Below are 15,895 nucleotides of genomic sequence, written 5' to 3'. Positions count from 1 at the left end.
AATGCATAGCAATTTACGGTTTCAAAGAATCTATTTCGCACAATTAAATGGCAAAAAATTTATCGCATCAAGCATTATATTAATTTTAATTATTTATATTTCTACATTAATAGATGTCGGTGATCAACCAGATTTAATTTATAAGTCAATCATTAACGGTATTCCCTACCAAGATTTTTCTTTTTTAACAATTATAAGATTTTTAGTATTACATCTAACCTATGTTTATGGATTTTCGGCAGCGTCTAGTTTTAGTAACAATTCCTATTTGTATCTAGCCATTATCAGACTTAAGAGTCGATGTAATTTGTATTATAACTCTATTTTCTTTTCTTTAATTCTATCCGTACTATATTGGGGAATAGCAGTTACTATTCTTGTGGTTTATTTATCTGCTTTTACGCTTTTCAATAGCAGCCTATCCGAAATTTTTTTCTTATTAATTTCAAAAGAAACAATGCTATTTTGCCTATTAAATATGCTTACTAGTTTTAGTCTTATAAACATTTTTATTCTGGTTAAAGCTCAGTTAAGAAAAGAGACATTAGCGTTTGGAATCATTGTTTTTCTACTGATAATTTATATATATTCATTTTTCATTTTTGGAAAAAATCATTTTTTATTTCTTAACACAGGAATTTTAACTGTTTACAGAACTAATTTATTCTTATTGGAAAAAGAATCATTAGTGCCAAATCTTTTATGGTTTAGTATACAAAATTTAATCATAGGATATCTAAATTTGTTTAATCTGAAGAAATTAGGAGTGGAGTGATATTAGTGAAAACTATAGAAAGTGTAATACAATTAGACAATGTGAGTATGAAATTTAAGAAGCATATCATTTTCGAAGATTTATATTTCCAGTGTCAAGCTAAAGAGATAATTGGTATCGTTGGTGAAAATGGATCTGGAAAAAGTGTATTATTTAAACTTATTTCTGGATTTATTATTCCAGATAAAGGAAATATATCTGTGAATGGTATTAATATAACGAGAAATAATGCACTACCTGATAAATTAGGGGTACTTATAGAGGAACCACCTTTTTTAGAAGATATTACGGGATTTGAAAATCTTAAATTACTTTCTAGTATTAAAAATGAGATATCAGATGCAGATATATTTGAAGTACTAAAAGAAGTAGGACTAATCGATAGAAAAGATGAAAAAGTTAAACATTACTCTTTAGGAATGAAGAAAAAACTTGGGATTGCTCAAGCAATTATGGAAAAACAAGAAGTAATTTTATTGGATGAACCTATGAATGCTTTAGATGAGGAAAGTGTTGAAAAAATGCGTTCTTTATTTAAGAAAATAGCTACTAAAGGAGCTACTATATTAATAGCTAGTCATAATAAAGAAGATATAAATAAACTCTGCGATAAAGTTTATAGAATAAAGGATAATAAATTAGAGAACATAGAATTTAAAACTCAAATAGAAAATTAATCTTATTGTTTTGTATAGTCATTCAAATAGCATATCGTCTTCTTAGTTATTTAAATATTCGTAGAAAACGATATGCTTTTAATACTTAAAATAATATAATTTCTTTTCAACTGTTTCAGAAAATCTATTTGATAGAGTCTACTCATCTCTACCAAATTCAATGTTTTTTAAGCGTTAATTTGATGATAGCTTGCTTCAGCAATCGTATTATACATAAAGTTTTTTTATAATGAAAAAGTGGTAGGCGTGGTTATAAATGTTAGCTCTATATACACTTTTAATCGTTGTAATCTTAACTGTTTGGCTATAGTGATCTTTATCAGCAGCAGTGTCATTAACTTCATATGTATAAGTTGTTTTTTTCTACCCAAGCAACTAATGGCAAGGTACAATGGATTATAATAGATATTATCAAATATGTGTATTGGCTAGTGGTCGTTTTTATATTTTACAAATAGAGAATAATCGAAAAAAAGTTAAGGGGCTATCATGTTAGAATTAAGCAAATCAGAATATCAAATTCTTTACTATTTTTATGAATTCAATCAGGCTTTAACTAAACACGAACTATTAGAAAGACTTCCAGAACTAAACAAAAATACGACTGCTGCTGTGATAAGAAGCTTATTAAATAAAGGGTATTTAAAAGTAGAAGAGATTAAATATTCTCAGAACGTATTAGCACGGGCTTACAGGCCTAGTATTCCTTTTATAAATTTTATAAAAGAAGAGTATGGGGAAGTGGCTGTAGAAAAATTAGTTAATCATGCAGTAAACTCTTTAAAGACCAAAAAGCAAACCGAATACTTTTCCAATCTTATAATTGAAAGAAAAAATGCCATAAATAAGAATAGTTGAAAATTTCATATTTTGTAGACTATTCAGGGAATAAAAAAGGGTCAGAAACTTAAAAGTTTTTGACCTTTTTTCTTAAAGAACTCTTCAAACGTTTAGTCTGGAGACATAATTTATCGTTTCAAGAGCTTTAATTGCTTCAAAAACAGATCCGCTTGTTTGCAGTATAATTTTAGCTATTATTTTCTAACTAGCACTAAACTTTCTTCGAGCATGCTATTATAATCAATTTTCGTAGTAGAAAGTCTTGTATTTACATTGTTAAAAAATGTATTGACAATTTATATGCAATTAAATTATATTTAATTGACCTTCTGGCTTAACACTCAATTTAGAAGGATAATGTTTAGGGAGAGAGAATAGTGCAGGGAAAGAAGAATTATTTTAGAAAAGGGATCGTTGGTAGCGTCATCATTCTATTGACGGCTATTGTGATACCATCTACAATAGCTGTTGCTGAAAGTATCGGGGAAATAGATTCAAAATATATGGACTCTGAATATCCTTATTTAGTTGATTCTGAGGAACAAGTAGCTAGCCCTCAAGAGCCAACAGAAATTATAGAGGAAAGAACGGAAAATGAAGTCGTTTTAGACAATCATGATGGTACTTTCACAAAGAAAATCTATCAAGAACCCATTTATACAGAAGCTGAAAACAGCGGAAAGTTAGAGGAGGTACAGACCAATCTAATAATAGAAGATGGGGTTATTCAACCAGATAATGTGACAATACCAACAACGTTTCTTCCAAAAATGGAAAAAGGATTGTATCAGATTGTAGGAGACGGGAGCGAGAAGATCTCCTTTTCATTTAAAGGCGCTTCAGGAGTAGCCAAAGAAAGTAAAGAACAAACGAGTGAAAAGAATCAATTAATAGCAGATTCTTCAGGAGAGGTAATTGAAGATAGCTCAGCAGCAAACAGCCAGATGCATACGCAAGAAACAATAAATGATCAGGAAGAAAAACAAGAAAAAATATATGGTGAAGAAGTATCAATCGTCACAGAAGATCGGGATGTTGAAATTTCTGAAAACGAAGCTCTTTACAAAAATGTTTTGCCAGAAATTGATTTTCGTCAAATGGTGTTTAATCAGTCAGTAAAAGAAGATTTAATCATCCATAGTGTAAACGATTACCATAGTTATTATTTTGAAATCGAAACATCACTAAATCCAAAGGTAGAGGATACTGGAGAAGTAACATTTCGAACGAAAGACAACAAATTTATTTATGAGATTCCTCGGCCGACAATGACGGATTCAAATTTTGATGAGCAATTGGGGTCAGGCATATCAAATGAAAGTAATTATTTTGAAGTGATTCCGTTAACAAAAAACTTGTATCAGCTTGTACTTCGAGTAGATAGTGATTGGATTCAGTCCACGGAACGAGTATTTCCCATTTATATTGATCCAAGTATTACTTATAACAAGCTGCAAGATGCCAATGCTAGACAAGCGAATGGAGGTACAAACTATAGCGGAGCAAGTTTATGGCGCCCACAACTAAAAGCACACACTTTGTGGGTAGGAAAATATCAAGATACACAAGCGAATCAAGCTTATTTTAAAACAGATATGAGTAAGATTAATCAAGCAACCATTCAAAAAGCGCAGTTTAAAGTATATAATGTTTGGCATTCATATGATAACTTATCTAATGAGCTGTCTCTAAATGCTGTTAATCAAAATTGGGACCCAAAAAAAATTACCTGGAACAACAAACCTTCGCACACTTATATAACTAAAACAAATGTAAAAAAAGCTCAGTGGGCTACTTTTGATGTCACAACACTTGTTCAAGAATGGTCAACTGGAAAGCGAGTTAATTATGGGATCAGCTTAACTACTAAGAATCAAGATGATCATTGGAAACAAGTAGTTGCAGCAGAAAATAGTACGAATATTCCATATTTTGAGATTACTTATGCATATAATAAACCAGTAAAGCCTACTGTCAAAGGTATAGCACATGATAATCAGAAAACTGGACATTTAGAAATAAGTTGGCCAAAGATAAACGGTGCAACAAGTTATCAGATTATCTTATCAAGTGGAAAAGAAAATTTAGCGTTTCCTGTTGGTAATGTCACTTCTTTTTCAACTAAAGGGAAAGGAATTTTTCCCACTGATAAAGAAATTGCGGAAGGGATTTCTCGCTACCACACAGATGGAAAAGGGACTGATTTAGCTCTTGATCCGAGAGAATTTTATGAAAACGTAGATGCAGAAGGAGCTGCAAATAGTCTAAAAGGAATATCAGGATATGATGTGAGAATTGCTGCAGTCTACCCTGGAGGTATTAGTCCTCAATCTGATTATGTACGTACCTATCTTCCAATAGGAGCACCCAAAGGCCCCATTGCAAAAGCCTATAGTAATTTAACTGAAGAAAATAGTGGTTATGTTCAGTTAAGTTGGGAAGAGGTTCCTTTGGCGGATAGTTATGAAGTATTAGTTTTTAACGGAAAAGATTATCAAACTTTCGATGTAGGAAATACATTAACTTGGACAACACAAGGAAAAGGTATTTGGCCAACCAACGAAGAAATTGCTGTAGGAAAGTACCAACTTCATACCGATGGTAAAGGTTCCGAGTTAGCCAAAGATCCACGACCAGTGTATAAGAATGCCGGAACACAATATGCGGCGAAGACAAATTATTGGTTTCGAGTCAGAGGGTATCGTAAAGACAATAAACATGTAAAAAGTAATGACTCTGCAGCAGCAACGCCAAGCATACCAGATAGTCAGGCGGATAAGCTGGGTATGACTGATTTTTGGACAAGTATTCCAGTTCGTGGTGGTCAGATCAATGCAGTAAATGGAAATTTGCTTGTAACGGAAGAAGATTTTAACTTAGAAGGTCGTGGAATCTCGATTGGCTTAACTCGTACATTTAATAGTTTCAATCAAGAAATGGGTATATTTGGTAAAGGTTGGTCTTCAACTTTTGAAGAAAGACTGATTGATAATGTACAAAAAAATGAAATTTATTGGATGGAAGCGGATAATAAGCAACACGTTTTTAAGAAAAAAGAAGCTGCTTATCAAGCACCACCTGGACTTTTTTCTGAAATTAAAAAAGAAGCTGATGGAACTTATACGAAAACAGAAGAAGATAAATCAAAGACCATTTACTCTAAAACTGGAAAATTGGTCAAAGAAATTGATAAGAATCAAAATACCACGAATTACACCTACGATGCCGCAGACCGTCTGATAAAGATCAAAGATGCAAGTAATCGTGAGGTTATTCTAAACTACTCGAAAGATGGCTCTTTGGTAGAGAGCATCCAATTACCAGAAATTAAGACTCTCTCATTTCGTTATGATAGCGAAGGGAAATTAATTGAATCAAAGACGGCCCGAGGGAAAACCTATGGTTATGGTTATAATGAGCAAAAGCAACTAATTTCATTGTACGAGCCAAAACATACAGATGAACATCCCCAAGAGACTAAATATGTTTATGAAGACATTAAAATCAAAGAGATAATTGATCCGGTACAAAAGAAAACGCAGATTGCTTATAATACAACTGAACATGTTACTACTGTCACTAATGAGAAAGGAAAAAAAACCGCTTATTATTATTCAAAGGCAGGAAATCCAGAGAAGACGATAGAAGATATCGAAGGATTAAAATTAACCACTTCCTATCAATACGAGTCCAATAACTTAATGAAAGAAATCAATCCAAAAGGACAAGCAGAAACGTATACTTACGATGGAGAAGGAAACATTCTTACCTTCACAGATGCGTATGGTACAGAGACGTACGCATATAATAAGAACAACGATATTGTTACAGAAACAGATACAGAAAATCGTAAAACTACTACTGCATATGATGGAGCAGATGCATTATCAGAAACGATAAATGATGCAAATACTTCCTCGTTCACAATGTATGATCGCTATGGGAACATCTTGAAAGAGAGTGCTTCTTTGGGAACGGGTGAAAACATGGTGAAAAATAGTGGGTTTGAATCCGGCAATACAGAAGAATGGTATCTTTCACAAGACAAAACCCGTGCCAAAGGATCGATGAGTATTGATACCAAAGAACGAGCACCTGGTTCGCTAAGCGGGAAATATGCAATCAAGATCCATTCTGAACCCGCAAATAATGATCGAAAAACACATAGCAGTACGTCTATCGCCCAACGATTTGATGTCGAACCAAATACCACGTATACGCTCAGTGCAGACATCAAAACAGCTAATATGAAAGCTTCTCAAGCCTTTTTAGATGTATGGTTTATTAAATCAGATAACCAAACTGGTGATGGGTGGCGGAATAACCGAGAAACGGCAATCCAAGGCAATAGCGATTGGGTTCGAAGACAAGTTACTTTTACTACCACAAAAGAGACACGACGTATCGGCATTTATTTGAAAAATGAGCAATTGGCTAATGAAGCTGGCAGCGGCGATGCCTGGTTTGATAATGTGCAGCTGGAAAAAGGCAGCACACATACTGGATATAACCCGGTACTAAATAGTGGGTTAGAGGAAGCAACAGGGTTACAAGAAATTCAGCATTTCTCTCTTTCTGGAACGAAAACGAACTTGCAGTTATCAGATGAAGCTTTCTCTGGAGAACAAGGATTTGAAATGACAAGAAAAAGCGGAACAGAAGGGAATGGCTATATTGCCCAATACGTCTCATTAAATCAACAGAAAGCTGAACCAATCACTATTTCTGCTTTATCTAAAGCCAAAAATGTGCAAGCCGGGGATAAAAGTGCTGCCCATCAAGACTACTCACTGTGGGCAGATATTATCTATCAAGATGGATCGAAAGAATTAAGACATGAGAAATTTCCGACAGGTAATCAAGATTGGAACCGTGCGGCTATTGCCGTACAACCAAAACAGCCAATCAAAGAAGTCAAATTATTGTTTATGTTCCGAAATCAGATGACTGGTACTGCGTATTTTGACAATCTTCGTATCATGGAAGGGAGCAGGCTAACTGAAAGTGAGTACGATGTTGCTGGAAATTATGTGGTTGCTCAATATGATGAAGAACTTAGAAAAACAAGTTTTACCTATGATACATTTGGAAATCGTTTAAGTGAAACAGATGAAAAAGGACAGCAAAAGAATTTTCAATACGATAAAGACAATCAATTGGTAGTTACTCGATTGGCGAACGGGACAGAAGTGAAGTATACGTATGATGATAACGGGAATATAACGAAACGAGAGATTGTTGCGAATGGCATAGCTCAAAGCCATGGGTATAGTTACGATGCTGATGATAAAACAACCTTGTATCAGGATCCATTAGGTCGCAAGATTTCTTATGAATATGATGCCAGCGGGAATGAAATTGGTGTGAACATGCCCAACGGTAATCAGATTAAGAATGAATATGATTCGGCAGACCGTCAAACAAAAGTTTTGTGGGGGGCTACTCCTGCTTATAGCTTTCAATATGATCCTAATGGGAATCAAACTAAGGTTACAGATCATCTCAATCAAGTAGTAACTGATAAAATATATGACGATGCAAATCGAATCACTAAGGTTCAAGAGCGCGGGGGAACCATCAGTTATCAGTACAAAGACAAGCCAACAAAAGATAATAAAGGAAAGACAGATAAAGTAGCCGATGTCACCATAAATAAGGGAGCGTATTCGAGCAAAGTTAGCTATGAGTACAATGCGTTGGATCAAAACACTAGTGTTAGTGATGGCGACAACAAGTATAGATTTGATTATGACGAGTTTGGAAATAAAACGCTCTACACCGCAGGAAATGGTTCTATGTCAAACTTTAGTTATGATCAAACGAATAAACTTACAGAAGTAGCAATCGGAACTAAAAACCATATTCAAGTGTTAAAAGAGAGTTACGCATATGATGCGACAAGTAATCGGACGAGTATCGTGCATACAGACGGGAAAAAGACAACATACAGTTACGATTCCACTAATCAATTGACTAAAGAAGTCTTACCTAACGGAGAATTACGGTCTTACACTTACGATGGATTTGGGAACCGAACAAGTGTAACTATCAACAACGCAACTCATCAAGCAACTTTTAATGCCGGAAACCAGTTGATTAGCTTCAATGGTCAAGCACTAACCTATGATGCAAATGGGAATCGTCTAAGTGATGAAAAATATAACTACGCTTGGGATCAAGCGGATCGCTTGGTAGGGGTGACGAAAAATGGAGAAAACCAACCATTTGTCACATACACTTACGACGAGGACAACCGACGATTGTCTAAGAAGGTTAATGGAAAGATAACGAACTACCATTATGATGGTGATAGTATTGATGTGCTGTATGAAACAGATACGAATGGGCAAGTTTTACGTCATTATATCTACTCTGATGATAATATTCGCTTAGCTATGAAGAGTGGGAAAAACACGGTATACTATCATTACAATGGGCATGGTGATGTGGTTGCATTGACGGACGAAAACGGCCAGCAAGTAGCCAGTTACACTTACGATGCGTGGGGAAACGTTCTAACCAGTGAAGCAAAAACGGAACTAGCGAAAAGCAATCCTTATGGTTATGCCGGATATACGTACGATGCTGAAATCCAACAGTATTATTTAATGGCACGGTATTATCATCCGGCTCATGGAGTTTTTACCTCTCTTGATCCTGATCCAGGGGACGAAGATGATCCATTGACCATGAATGGATATACTTACGCGGACAATAATCCGGTGATGAATGTTGACCCTGATGGGCATTGGGTTTGGTTTGCGGTTGGTGCTGGGTTTGCGGCTTATGATGCATATAAGACTTATAAAAAAACAAAATCATGGAAGAAAGCTGGCTGGGCAGCGGCGAAAAGTGCAGCGACTTCTGCGGCCTTTGGTGGTGCTTTCAAAGTTCTCGGGAGAGGTCTAAAGTTTGCTCGATCAGCTTCCAACCTAAGATGGTCTAACGTAACTAAACGAGGTTCTAGTGTTAAAAATATCAGAGTTAACAAATCTGTGAGAAGTTTTGGTAAAGCACTTAAGAAAAGTGGTTACAAACAAACAAAAACATATTCTAATGGGAAACGAGTAGTACATTATACAAAAAGTAATAAAAGATATGTTTATAGAGGGAAGGCAAAGTCAGGAGATCACACTTATGACTATTTTAGCGGAATAAAAAATGCCAAGGGTAAAAATAAAGTTATTAAAATTAGAGTCCGTAGGTGGTAATATGACAGATTATGAGTATATAAGAGAAAACCTTAATAAATTATTTAATCTAAAAAAAGATATGTATTCAAAATTTTTCCAACAAGAAAAATTTTATAATTTTTTTGGTGATTCAAATATTTCAATTGCAGATATAAATAAGATATTAAAATTGATTTTTAAAACTGAAGAAAATATTTATGTTTATTATGATGATTACTTCTTTAAATATAGTAAGAAGTGTTTTTTCGATAAAAAATTGTTAAAAAATTTCTTGGGGAATTATACAAATGATACAATGTATCCTTTTATGATATTCTCTGAAAATTTTGATAGATTCCTATATATGGACACAGTCTTTGAAGATATATTCCTTTTAAGTATAAAGTCTGAAAAGTTAAAAAATAGTATAGAAGATTTTCAGAATAACTATGATTTTATTTGGGTATCAAATATCAATAATCTAGATCTTCAACAGAGATTTGTTTCGGGATTATATATAACAAAAAAGAAATTAAAAAAATTAACAAGTATCTATTCTGATCAAGGTTTTTGAGGTTGTGTTGCAAAGCTTGAAAAATAAACGGACTTGCCTAATTTTCAACCAATGGATTATGCTGTTTTGAATGACCTTTCAATTTCATTCCAAGTAGAAAAGTCGAAGAGGGTAATTTCTCTTCGACTTTCTTTGTATAAAGCGGAAACCACTTCAATGCTTTTGGACTATAGATTTGAAAAAAATCATTACATTCGCTGTTCTTTGTATGATCTCACTTGCTTTGATAGGTGGAATCTTATTTAATGTGTCAAGTGAGCCTGAAGTTGTAAAATCAGCGGAAGTTCAGAATATTTCTGAAGCAGTTTTTAAATGGAAATCGGTTGTGCAAGAAGATGACATCAAATACTTAAGAAATGATAGTAGAGCTAAATTGGATTTTTTAGGAGTTGTACCGCGACTTCAGCTTTCAGCTTTCAGAGCAGTAGCTCATTTTATCGATGATAAAAATGTTTATTTTCAACTATTATCTGCTAAAAGAAAAAAAGGAGAGCAGGAAAATCTTAATGAAAATATACCAGACCAATACTTTTCAATTAGTTTGACTGATTTCAATAAACTACAGAAAGCAGGGGATATTACAATTGAACAAATTGTATTTTTAAATCGAAAAGATGAAGATTAGGAATTAAGTGTATTTTTGATCGTACCGCACTATTTGATTAATTTTTTGAAATTTAGATTGAGATCGAATCAAGCATACCTCTCACTTTAATATACCCCATAAAAATGATGATTTTGAATTATGATATTCTTTTTCATGAAACAGATTGAAGAGAGTTAATTATGCGAAAATCAATTCTTAGGGTTATGACGGATATGCGTGCCATTAAATACTATTGAAATCTAAAAGTAGTATTTAATGGCACTTTATTATATAGCTTGTAATGTTTGACTTTCTTGATCCTGATGGGCATTTTTCGATAGTAGCTGGCATAAGGATTTATATAAATGTAACAAGGTTGTCCGGAACAGGTATAGGTTATTATTTAAGCTTCTAATAAAATTAAAAAATCTACACCAAATCTTTCTTATAGCTCGTGAGGCCTTATAAAGGCATTAAGGGATGTAGAATAAAAACTATAACTATAACAAAAAAAAATCTCTATAAAAAATGATAGAATACACAAAACAATGTTTTTGATAAAGAAAAGAAGCCGCGTGTTGATATCGATTACAGTAATCACAGTAATGCTAAACGTCATCCCCATGTTCCACACAAGCACAGCTGGAACAATAGAAATGTAAATGGCCAAAAGTACCCAAGATATAATAAGAAATTTAATAAAAGGAGATAATGTGAATTGTGGAGTTATATAAATAATTCGGATGAAGTAGGATATTTGAATGAAAAGTATGGAAATTTTCATGATTCATTTGTTGAAAAAATGGAGTTTTACTCGGATATGATACTAAGTTTAGATGGATCGCTATCATATGCTAGTGTTAGTATGTTAACCAGTGAAGAAGGTATGGAAAGTGATATGTATGAAAACGCAAGTCTATTATTGTTATTGAGTTCTCTAGAAACATCTTCAAAGGTCGTCCTCAAATTTCAAGGAGTAATAGATTTTAATTATAATTTTTCATTTAGAAGCGATAATCTGCTAGATGAACCTACTTTAGATTTTAAAGGTTACAGATTTCATTTTAAAACTAATTTATTTAACGTATCTTCAAAAAATTTGGCGTACAAAATTATTTTATGACCTACTTAACTCACGGAATTTTTATCTAACTAAATATCGATTAAGAGAATCTATAATGTGTATGCCCACTTGGATAGTAATCCATTGAATAAATTTAATTCATATGGATAAATTCCGGTAACAATCACTACTTGGGTAGGATTTTTCGTTGCTATAAAAATTACTCGAATTGTTATAATATGGATTGTTGAGTTTCTTTATGTTTTCCGATTAGTTAAAAGAACGCGGGACGGTCACAGATCTTAGAGCTATCATCAACGACGAAAAAAAGTGCAGGTGCATATGATGAGAGAATTACCATTAAAAGATAACCTAACAATCTTAACTACACCCACAGAAAACAATTTATGTATATTTTCAAAAGAAAAATCTACTATTAAAATTTTTGAAGAAGATAAAATAATTCATACTTTTGAGCATGAACTGTTCGAACAAAAGGAAATTAAGATTCATGAGATTATGATGTATAAAAATGAGTGGTATCTATTTTTTTCGATGGTTGATGAAGAGGCTATCTTTATAAATAATTCTATTACTGTATTAGGAAATGGAATACTAAATATAGTGCCATCTCCAAGCGGAGTATTAGTTGCGTATAATGAAGAAGGAATACTATCCGCTGAAAACGATTGGGCTCACTATGGATTAGTAGAATTCAATATAGATTTAAATAGATTTAATGCGGTACTCCCTCATCATTTAACTTCGACATTCATTGATCTAGGGGCTATATCTACAATATCCGCTAATGGTGATATCTTTTTAATCGCATATACTGATGTAGAAACACAAATAATGATTAAATGTAATTTGTATAGCCATTTAACTGAAGTAAAAGAAATTGGGTGTGACGCTACTATATTTGAACTTCGACAATTTAATGATTATATTTGTGTTTTTGCAGAAGATTCCATCTACTTATTTGATAAAACTATGTGCTGTATTAAAAAAATAGATATTAGTGAAAAAGTAGGACACGAGATATATAATGTTTATTCTAGTAAAAACAATATTATTTTTGAAACAGAGGAAATGTATATTGTAGCCACTATGGGTGAACTGCTAAATAGCATAATATAGTCTAAAATGTTATCATCATTCTTTAATCATTGAATTTACCAATGAAACTGCAGCCTAATATGTGAGAGATTAAAGTCAGACCAAGAGTTAGATACAATGGATGATGACTAAATTATATGAAGAATATGGTGGGGTGCGTTGAAAAGTGCAGCAAATTATGTGGTTTATTTGTTAATAATATCCAAATGATTAAATCATCAAGGTGTTGAGGAATCTATTTAAAAGAGTGTTCAGAAAATAACTATTTTTTGAGCACTCTTTTTAGATACCATAATTGCAGTGAAGATTTTTATTTTTATGTCCTTAAACTTTTAAATTAAATGATTGTTCATTTGAAAATCATTTTTATAAGTATTTGGACAAATTCTTAACGGGGTCAGAAACTTAAGAGTTTTTAGTTATCAATCTTATATCAAAATTACAATGCTTGTGATTACATAGGGAAAAGTATCTTAACCCATATCGGTCAAGATACTTTTTTAGTTTAAAATAAGTTTGAGAGCGTTTGAATCATTCTCATTTTAAATATTTTTTCAATATCAATTGAAGCTCTTTCAAATAGCTGTCCTTTAACTCTTCAGGATATTCGACTGTTATACAATTACCAAAGCGTAATAGATAATGAGTCATATAAGGAAGTTCTTTTTGATTATATCCACCAACGATGTAAGAAATGCCATCCTTGATCTCTAAGGACATGTTAGGATAGTTGTGTTTATGAAAGATTTCTTTACCAAATGCCGTTAATCGACAACGAAAAGGTATATCATGAAAATTTTGTTCATATTTTTTTTGAATTTGGTTTAGTTCTTCAATAGAAAACGACTGATCAAATTCTTCTAAGATCTCACTCGCTACAACACAATCACTTCGGTAAGTTCCCCAATGGTGGGTCGTAAAATCGTAGGCACTAAAAAACCAAATCCCGTTTCGATAGAAAAGTTCATTACTTTGCAGTATTGTTTCAATTTCTTCAAACTGGGCATAGGTCACTTTTATCGCTTTTTCATTTAGGATAGAATCAAGTATTTTGGCTAGATTTGTTTGTGTTTTTAATGGCGCTGTATTGTAGTACTTTACAACAGTTAAAAGTGTTTCTATCTCTTTTTGCTGCTTGCTTGTTAAAGTAACCATGAGTTTTGATTGGATATGTGTATAGGATTTATCAAAAGGAGTGCTAGAAAGCAGTTCTAGTGCTTTCAAGGCAAAAAAAATCGCAAAAATTTCATTTTGATCAAAATAAATAGGCGTTAATAGTGACTGATCCATTAATTGATATCCGCCGCTTCTCCCATAATCGGAGTACAAAGCAAGCCCCATTTCTTCTAAAGATTCAATGTCACGTAAAGCAGTACTTTTAGAAATATTAAATTCTTCCATAAGATCTTTTAAGTTGAAAAAATTTTTGTTCTTTAAAAAAATCAATTCTTTATTTAGTCGCTCTGACTTTTTCATAGTCTCTCCTTAAACGGTATCATGTTCTGACACCTTTTCGTAGTATAGTAAGTATATCAAAAGAAAAGAGGTAATTACATGAAAACTTTACTAATTAATTCCCACCCTGAATTCAACAAAAAAACAACTTATTCAAGTAAGCTACAAGACTTATTTTTAGGTAAGTTTCATGAGCAATTTGATCCAAATCAAATCACTACTATCAACCTTTATGATATGGACATTCCAAGAGTTGAGCAAGGTCAATTATTAGCAATTTGGGAGAAAAAACGAGTTGGAGAGAGCTTAACGCAAGATGAAATGAAAATTGATGAGACTTCTACGACTCTGTTACAACAATTTAAAGATCATCATAGAATCGTGATTGTATCCCCCCTTCATAATTTCAATGTGACGTCTCGTTTGAAAGACTATATGGATAATATCTTGATTGCTCGTGAGACATTTAAATATACCGAAACAGGATCTGTTGGTTTAATGGTCGATGATTATAAGATACTTTTCCTGCAAGCAAGCGGTAGTATTTACACAAATGATGACCGATATTCTAAAATGGACTTCTCATACAATTATCTCAAGCAGATGTTTGAGGAAATCATGGGGTTCTCTAGACTTGGGATTGTTAGAGCACAAGGAACAGCATTGTTGTCTGAGTCAGAAATTATGATGGAGGCTAAACAAATGCTGAATTATGAGTGGGATCTTTTTGTATAGACCTAACTGATCTAGTTCACAAATCTACTACTGAGATTGAGGAATAGTAATGATAAAATTGATTATTAGTGATATGGATGGAACTTTTTTGAATAGTGATAGTAAGTTCAATCAAGAATATTTTAAAAAGATTCATGAAGATATGAAGAGAATGTACATCACGTTTGCTGCATGTACAGGAAAACAATGTGAAAGAGTAGAAAAAATTTTTGGTGAAGAATTATCAAGTGATATATGGATATTAGGTGATAGTGCAACACGGATAAAACATAAAGGAAACTATATCTATCAGTCATTGCTTCCTAATAAAATAGGTTTAGATATTATCGCTAAGTTAAACGAAATTGCAGACGACTATGTAATTATAGCTTGCACACCGACCGCCGCATACGTAAAAAATACGACAAGAGACCAAGATATCAAAAAGGCGAGAGGCTCATACGAGATCTTAGAAACCTTAGAAAATCTTGCTGATATAACAGAAAATTTCGTTAAAATTACTGTATACGATCCGCAATTACGCTCTTTTGAAACAGTGAAGGAATTGGCAATATTTCAGGATAGAGCCTATGTTGTTGCTTCAGAAGCAGCATGGATCGATATTTCGAACTTAAATGTTCATAAAGGAACAACAGTTGCCCAACTTCAATCGATTTTGAACATCGATAAATCTGAGACGATTGCATTTGGTGATGGGTTTAATGATATCGAACTATTTTCTCAAGCAGGTATCAGTGTTGCAATGAAAAATGCTTTTGAAGAAGTCAAAATACAAGCAGACTTCATTACTAAATCAAATGACGAAGATGGCGTATTACGTGCGATCGAAAAATTTATCACCCTCTAATAGTTTGTAATTTTTTAAATATCATTGTAAGACAAATTATCATATTTACTTT

Annotated in this window: 11 protein-coding genes and 1 pseudogene; 10 read left to right on the top strand and 2 right to left on the bottom strand. The window is 33.0% G+C overall.

Annotated features, from left to right (window positions below; genetic code table 11):
* Position 1: 1 nt before the first annotated feature.
* The 5 genes from IGJ17_RS16000 (at position 2) to IGJ17_RS15980 (ending at position 10,038) form a co-directional block, all read left to right on the top strand.
* Positions 2–775 (top strand): hypothetical protein, encoded by a 774-nt coding sequence (locus IGJ17_RS16000; protein WP_005233111.1) that lies wholly within the window; start codon positions 2–4, stop codon positions 773–775.
* A 14-nt stretch (positions 776–789) separates the two neighbouring features.
* On the top strand, positions 790–1,452 hold the full coding sequence (locus IGJ17_RS15995; RefSeq protein WP_172634725.1) for an ABC transporter ATP-binding protein: 663 nt from the start codon (positions 790–792) through the stop codon (positions 1,450–1,452).
* 489 nt (positions 1,453–1,941) lie between these two features.
* A complete protein-coding gene (locus IGJ17_RS15990) occupies positions 1,942–2,310 on the top strand; it encodes a BlaI/MecI/CopY family transcriptional regulator (RefSeq protein ID WP_005233113.1) in 369 nt (122 codons plus the stop codon).
* 359 nt (positions 2,311–2,669) lie between these two features.
* A complete protein-coding gene (locus IGJ17_RS15985) occupies positions 2,670–9,503 on the top strand; it encodes a DNRLRE domain-containing protein (RefSeq protein ID WP_429961601.1) in 6,834 nt (2,277 codons plus the stop codon).
* A 1-nt stretch (position 9,504) separates the two neighbouring features.
* Positions 9,505–10,038 carry a hypothetical protein gene (locus IGJ17_RS15980; protein WP_086332771.1) on the top strand — a complete coding sequence of 178 codons (534 nt, stop codon included), beginning with the start codon at positions 9,505–9,507 and terminating at the stop codon, positions 10,036–10,038.
* Positions 10,039–10,094: 56 nt separating this feature from the next.
* On the opposite strand, the pseudogene IGJ17_RS15975 reads toward IGJ17_RS15980, so the two are convergent.
* Positions 10,095–10,202: pseudogene (locus tag IGJ17_RS15975) on the bottom strand (IS6 family transposase); the annotation flags it as partial.
* Between the two features lie 11 nt (positions 10,203–10,213).
* Between IGJ17_RS15975 and IGJ17_RS15970 the strand changes: the two are divergent.
* The 3 genes from IGJ17_RS15970 (at position 10,214) to IGJ17_RS15960 (ending at position 12,827) form a co-directional block, all read left to right on the top strand.
* Positions 10,214–10,663 carry a hypothetical protein gene (locus tag IGJ17_RS15970; protein ID WP_139843215.1) on the top strand — a complete coding sequence of 150 codons (450 nt, stop codon included), beginning with the start codon at positions 10,214–10,216 and terminating at the stop codon, positions 10,661–10,663.
* Between the two features lie 679 nt (positions 10,664–11,342).
* Positions 11,343–11,747, top strand: a complete 405-nt coding sequence (locus tag IGJ17_RS15965) for a hypothetical protein (RefSeq protein ID WP_086332769.1) — start codon at positions 11,343–11,345, stop codon at positions 11,745–11,747.
* 285 nt (positions 11,748–12,032) lie between these two features.
* Complete coding sequence (locus IGJ17_RS15960) at positions 12,033–12,827, top strand: SufE protein (protein ID WP_223347138.1); 795 nt, start codon at positions 12,033–12,035, stop codon at positions 12,825–12,827.
* Positions 12,828–13,343: 516 nt separating this feature from the next.
* Here IGJ17_RS15960 and IGJ17_RS15955 read toward each other — a convergent pair.
* On the bottom strand, positions 13,344–14,282 hold the full coding sequence (locus IGJ17_RS15955; RefSeq protein ID WP_086332768.1) for a helix-turn-helix transcriptional regulator: 939 nt from the start codon (positions 14,280–14,282) through the stop codon (positions 13,344–13,346).
* Positions 14,283–14,360: 78 nt separating this feature from the next.
* Here IGJ17_RS15955 and IGJ17_RS15950 point away from each other — a divergent pair, with 78 nt between their 5' ends.
* Both IGJ17_RS15950 and IGJ17_RS15945 read left to right on the top strand, forming a co-directional pair.
* Positions 14,361–14,996, top strand: a complete 636-nt coding sequence (locus IGJ17_RS15950) for an FMN-dependent NADH-azoreductase (RefSeq protein WP_016612632.1) — start codon at positions 14,361–14,363, stop codon at positions 14,994–14,996.
* Positions 14,997–15,045: 49 nt separating this feature from the next.
* Entirely contained in the window at positions 15,046–15,843 is a 798-nt protein-coding gene (locus IGJ17_RS15945; RefSeq protein WP_086298856.1) for an HAD-IIB family hydrolase, read from the top strand.
* Positions 15,844–15,895: the final 52 nt, after the last annotated feature.

Origin of the sequence: Enterococcus sp. DIV1096b (genome assembly GCF_050498765.1) — a bacterium.
GTDB lineage: Bacteria > Bacillota > Bacilli > Lactobacillales > Enterococcaceae > Enterococcus_D > Enterococcus_D entomosocium.
This window is presented reverse-complemented; position numbering and strand designations above follow the sequence as displayed.

Excerpts from the sequence above, each read along its gene's own strand:
- IGJ17_RS15950 (WP_016612632.1), top strand. The coding sequence starts at position 14,361 with ATGAAAACTTTACTAATTAATTCCCACCCTGAATTCAACAAAAAAACA.
- IGJ17_RS15955 (WP_086332768.1), bottom strand. The coding sequence starts at position 14,282 with ATGAAAAAGTCAGAGCGACTAAATAAAGAATTGATTTTTTTAAAGAAC.
- IGJ17_RS15990 (WP_005233113.1), top strand. The coding sequence starts at position 1,942 with ATGTTAGAATTAAGCAAATCAGAATATCAAATTCTTTACTATTTTTAT.
- IGJ17_RS15945 (WP_086298856.1), top strand. The coding sequence starts at position 15,046 with ATGATAAAATTGATTATTAGTGATATGGATGGAACTTTTTTGAATAGT.
- IGJ17_RS15980 (WP_086332771.1), top strand. The coding sequence starts at position 9,505 with ATGACAGATTATGAGTATATAAGAGAAAACCTTAATAAATTATTTAAT.
- IGJ17_RS16000 (WP_005233111.1), top strand. The coding sequence starts at position 2 with ATGCATAGCAATTTACGGTTTCAAAGAATCTATTTCGCACAATTAAAT.
- IGJ17_RS15960 (WP_223347138.1), top strand. The coding sequence starts at position 12,033 with ATGAGAGAATTACCATTAAAAGATAACCTAACAATCTTAACTACACCC.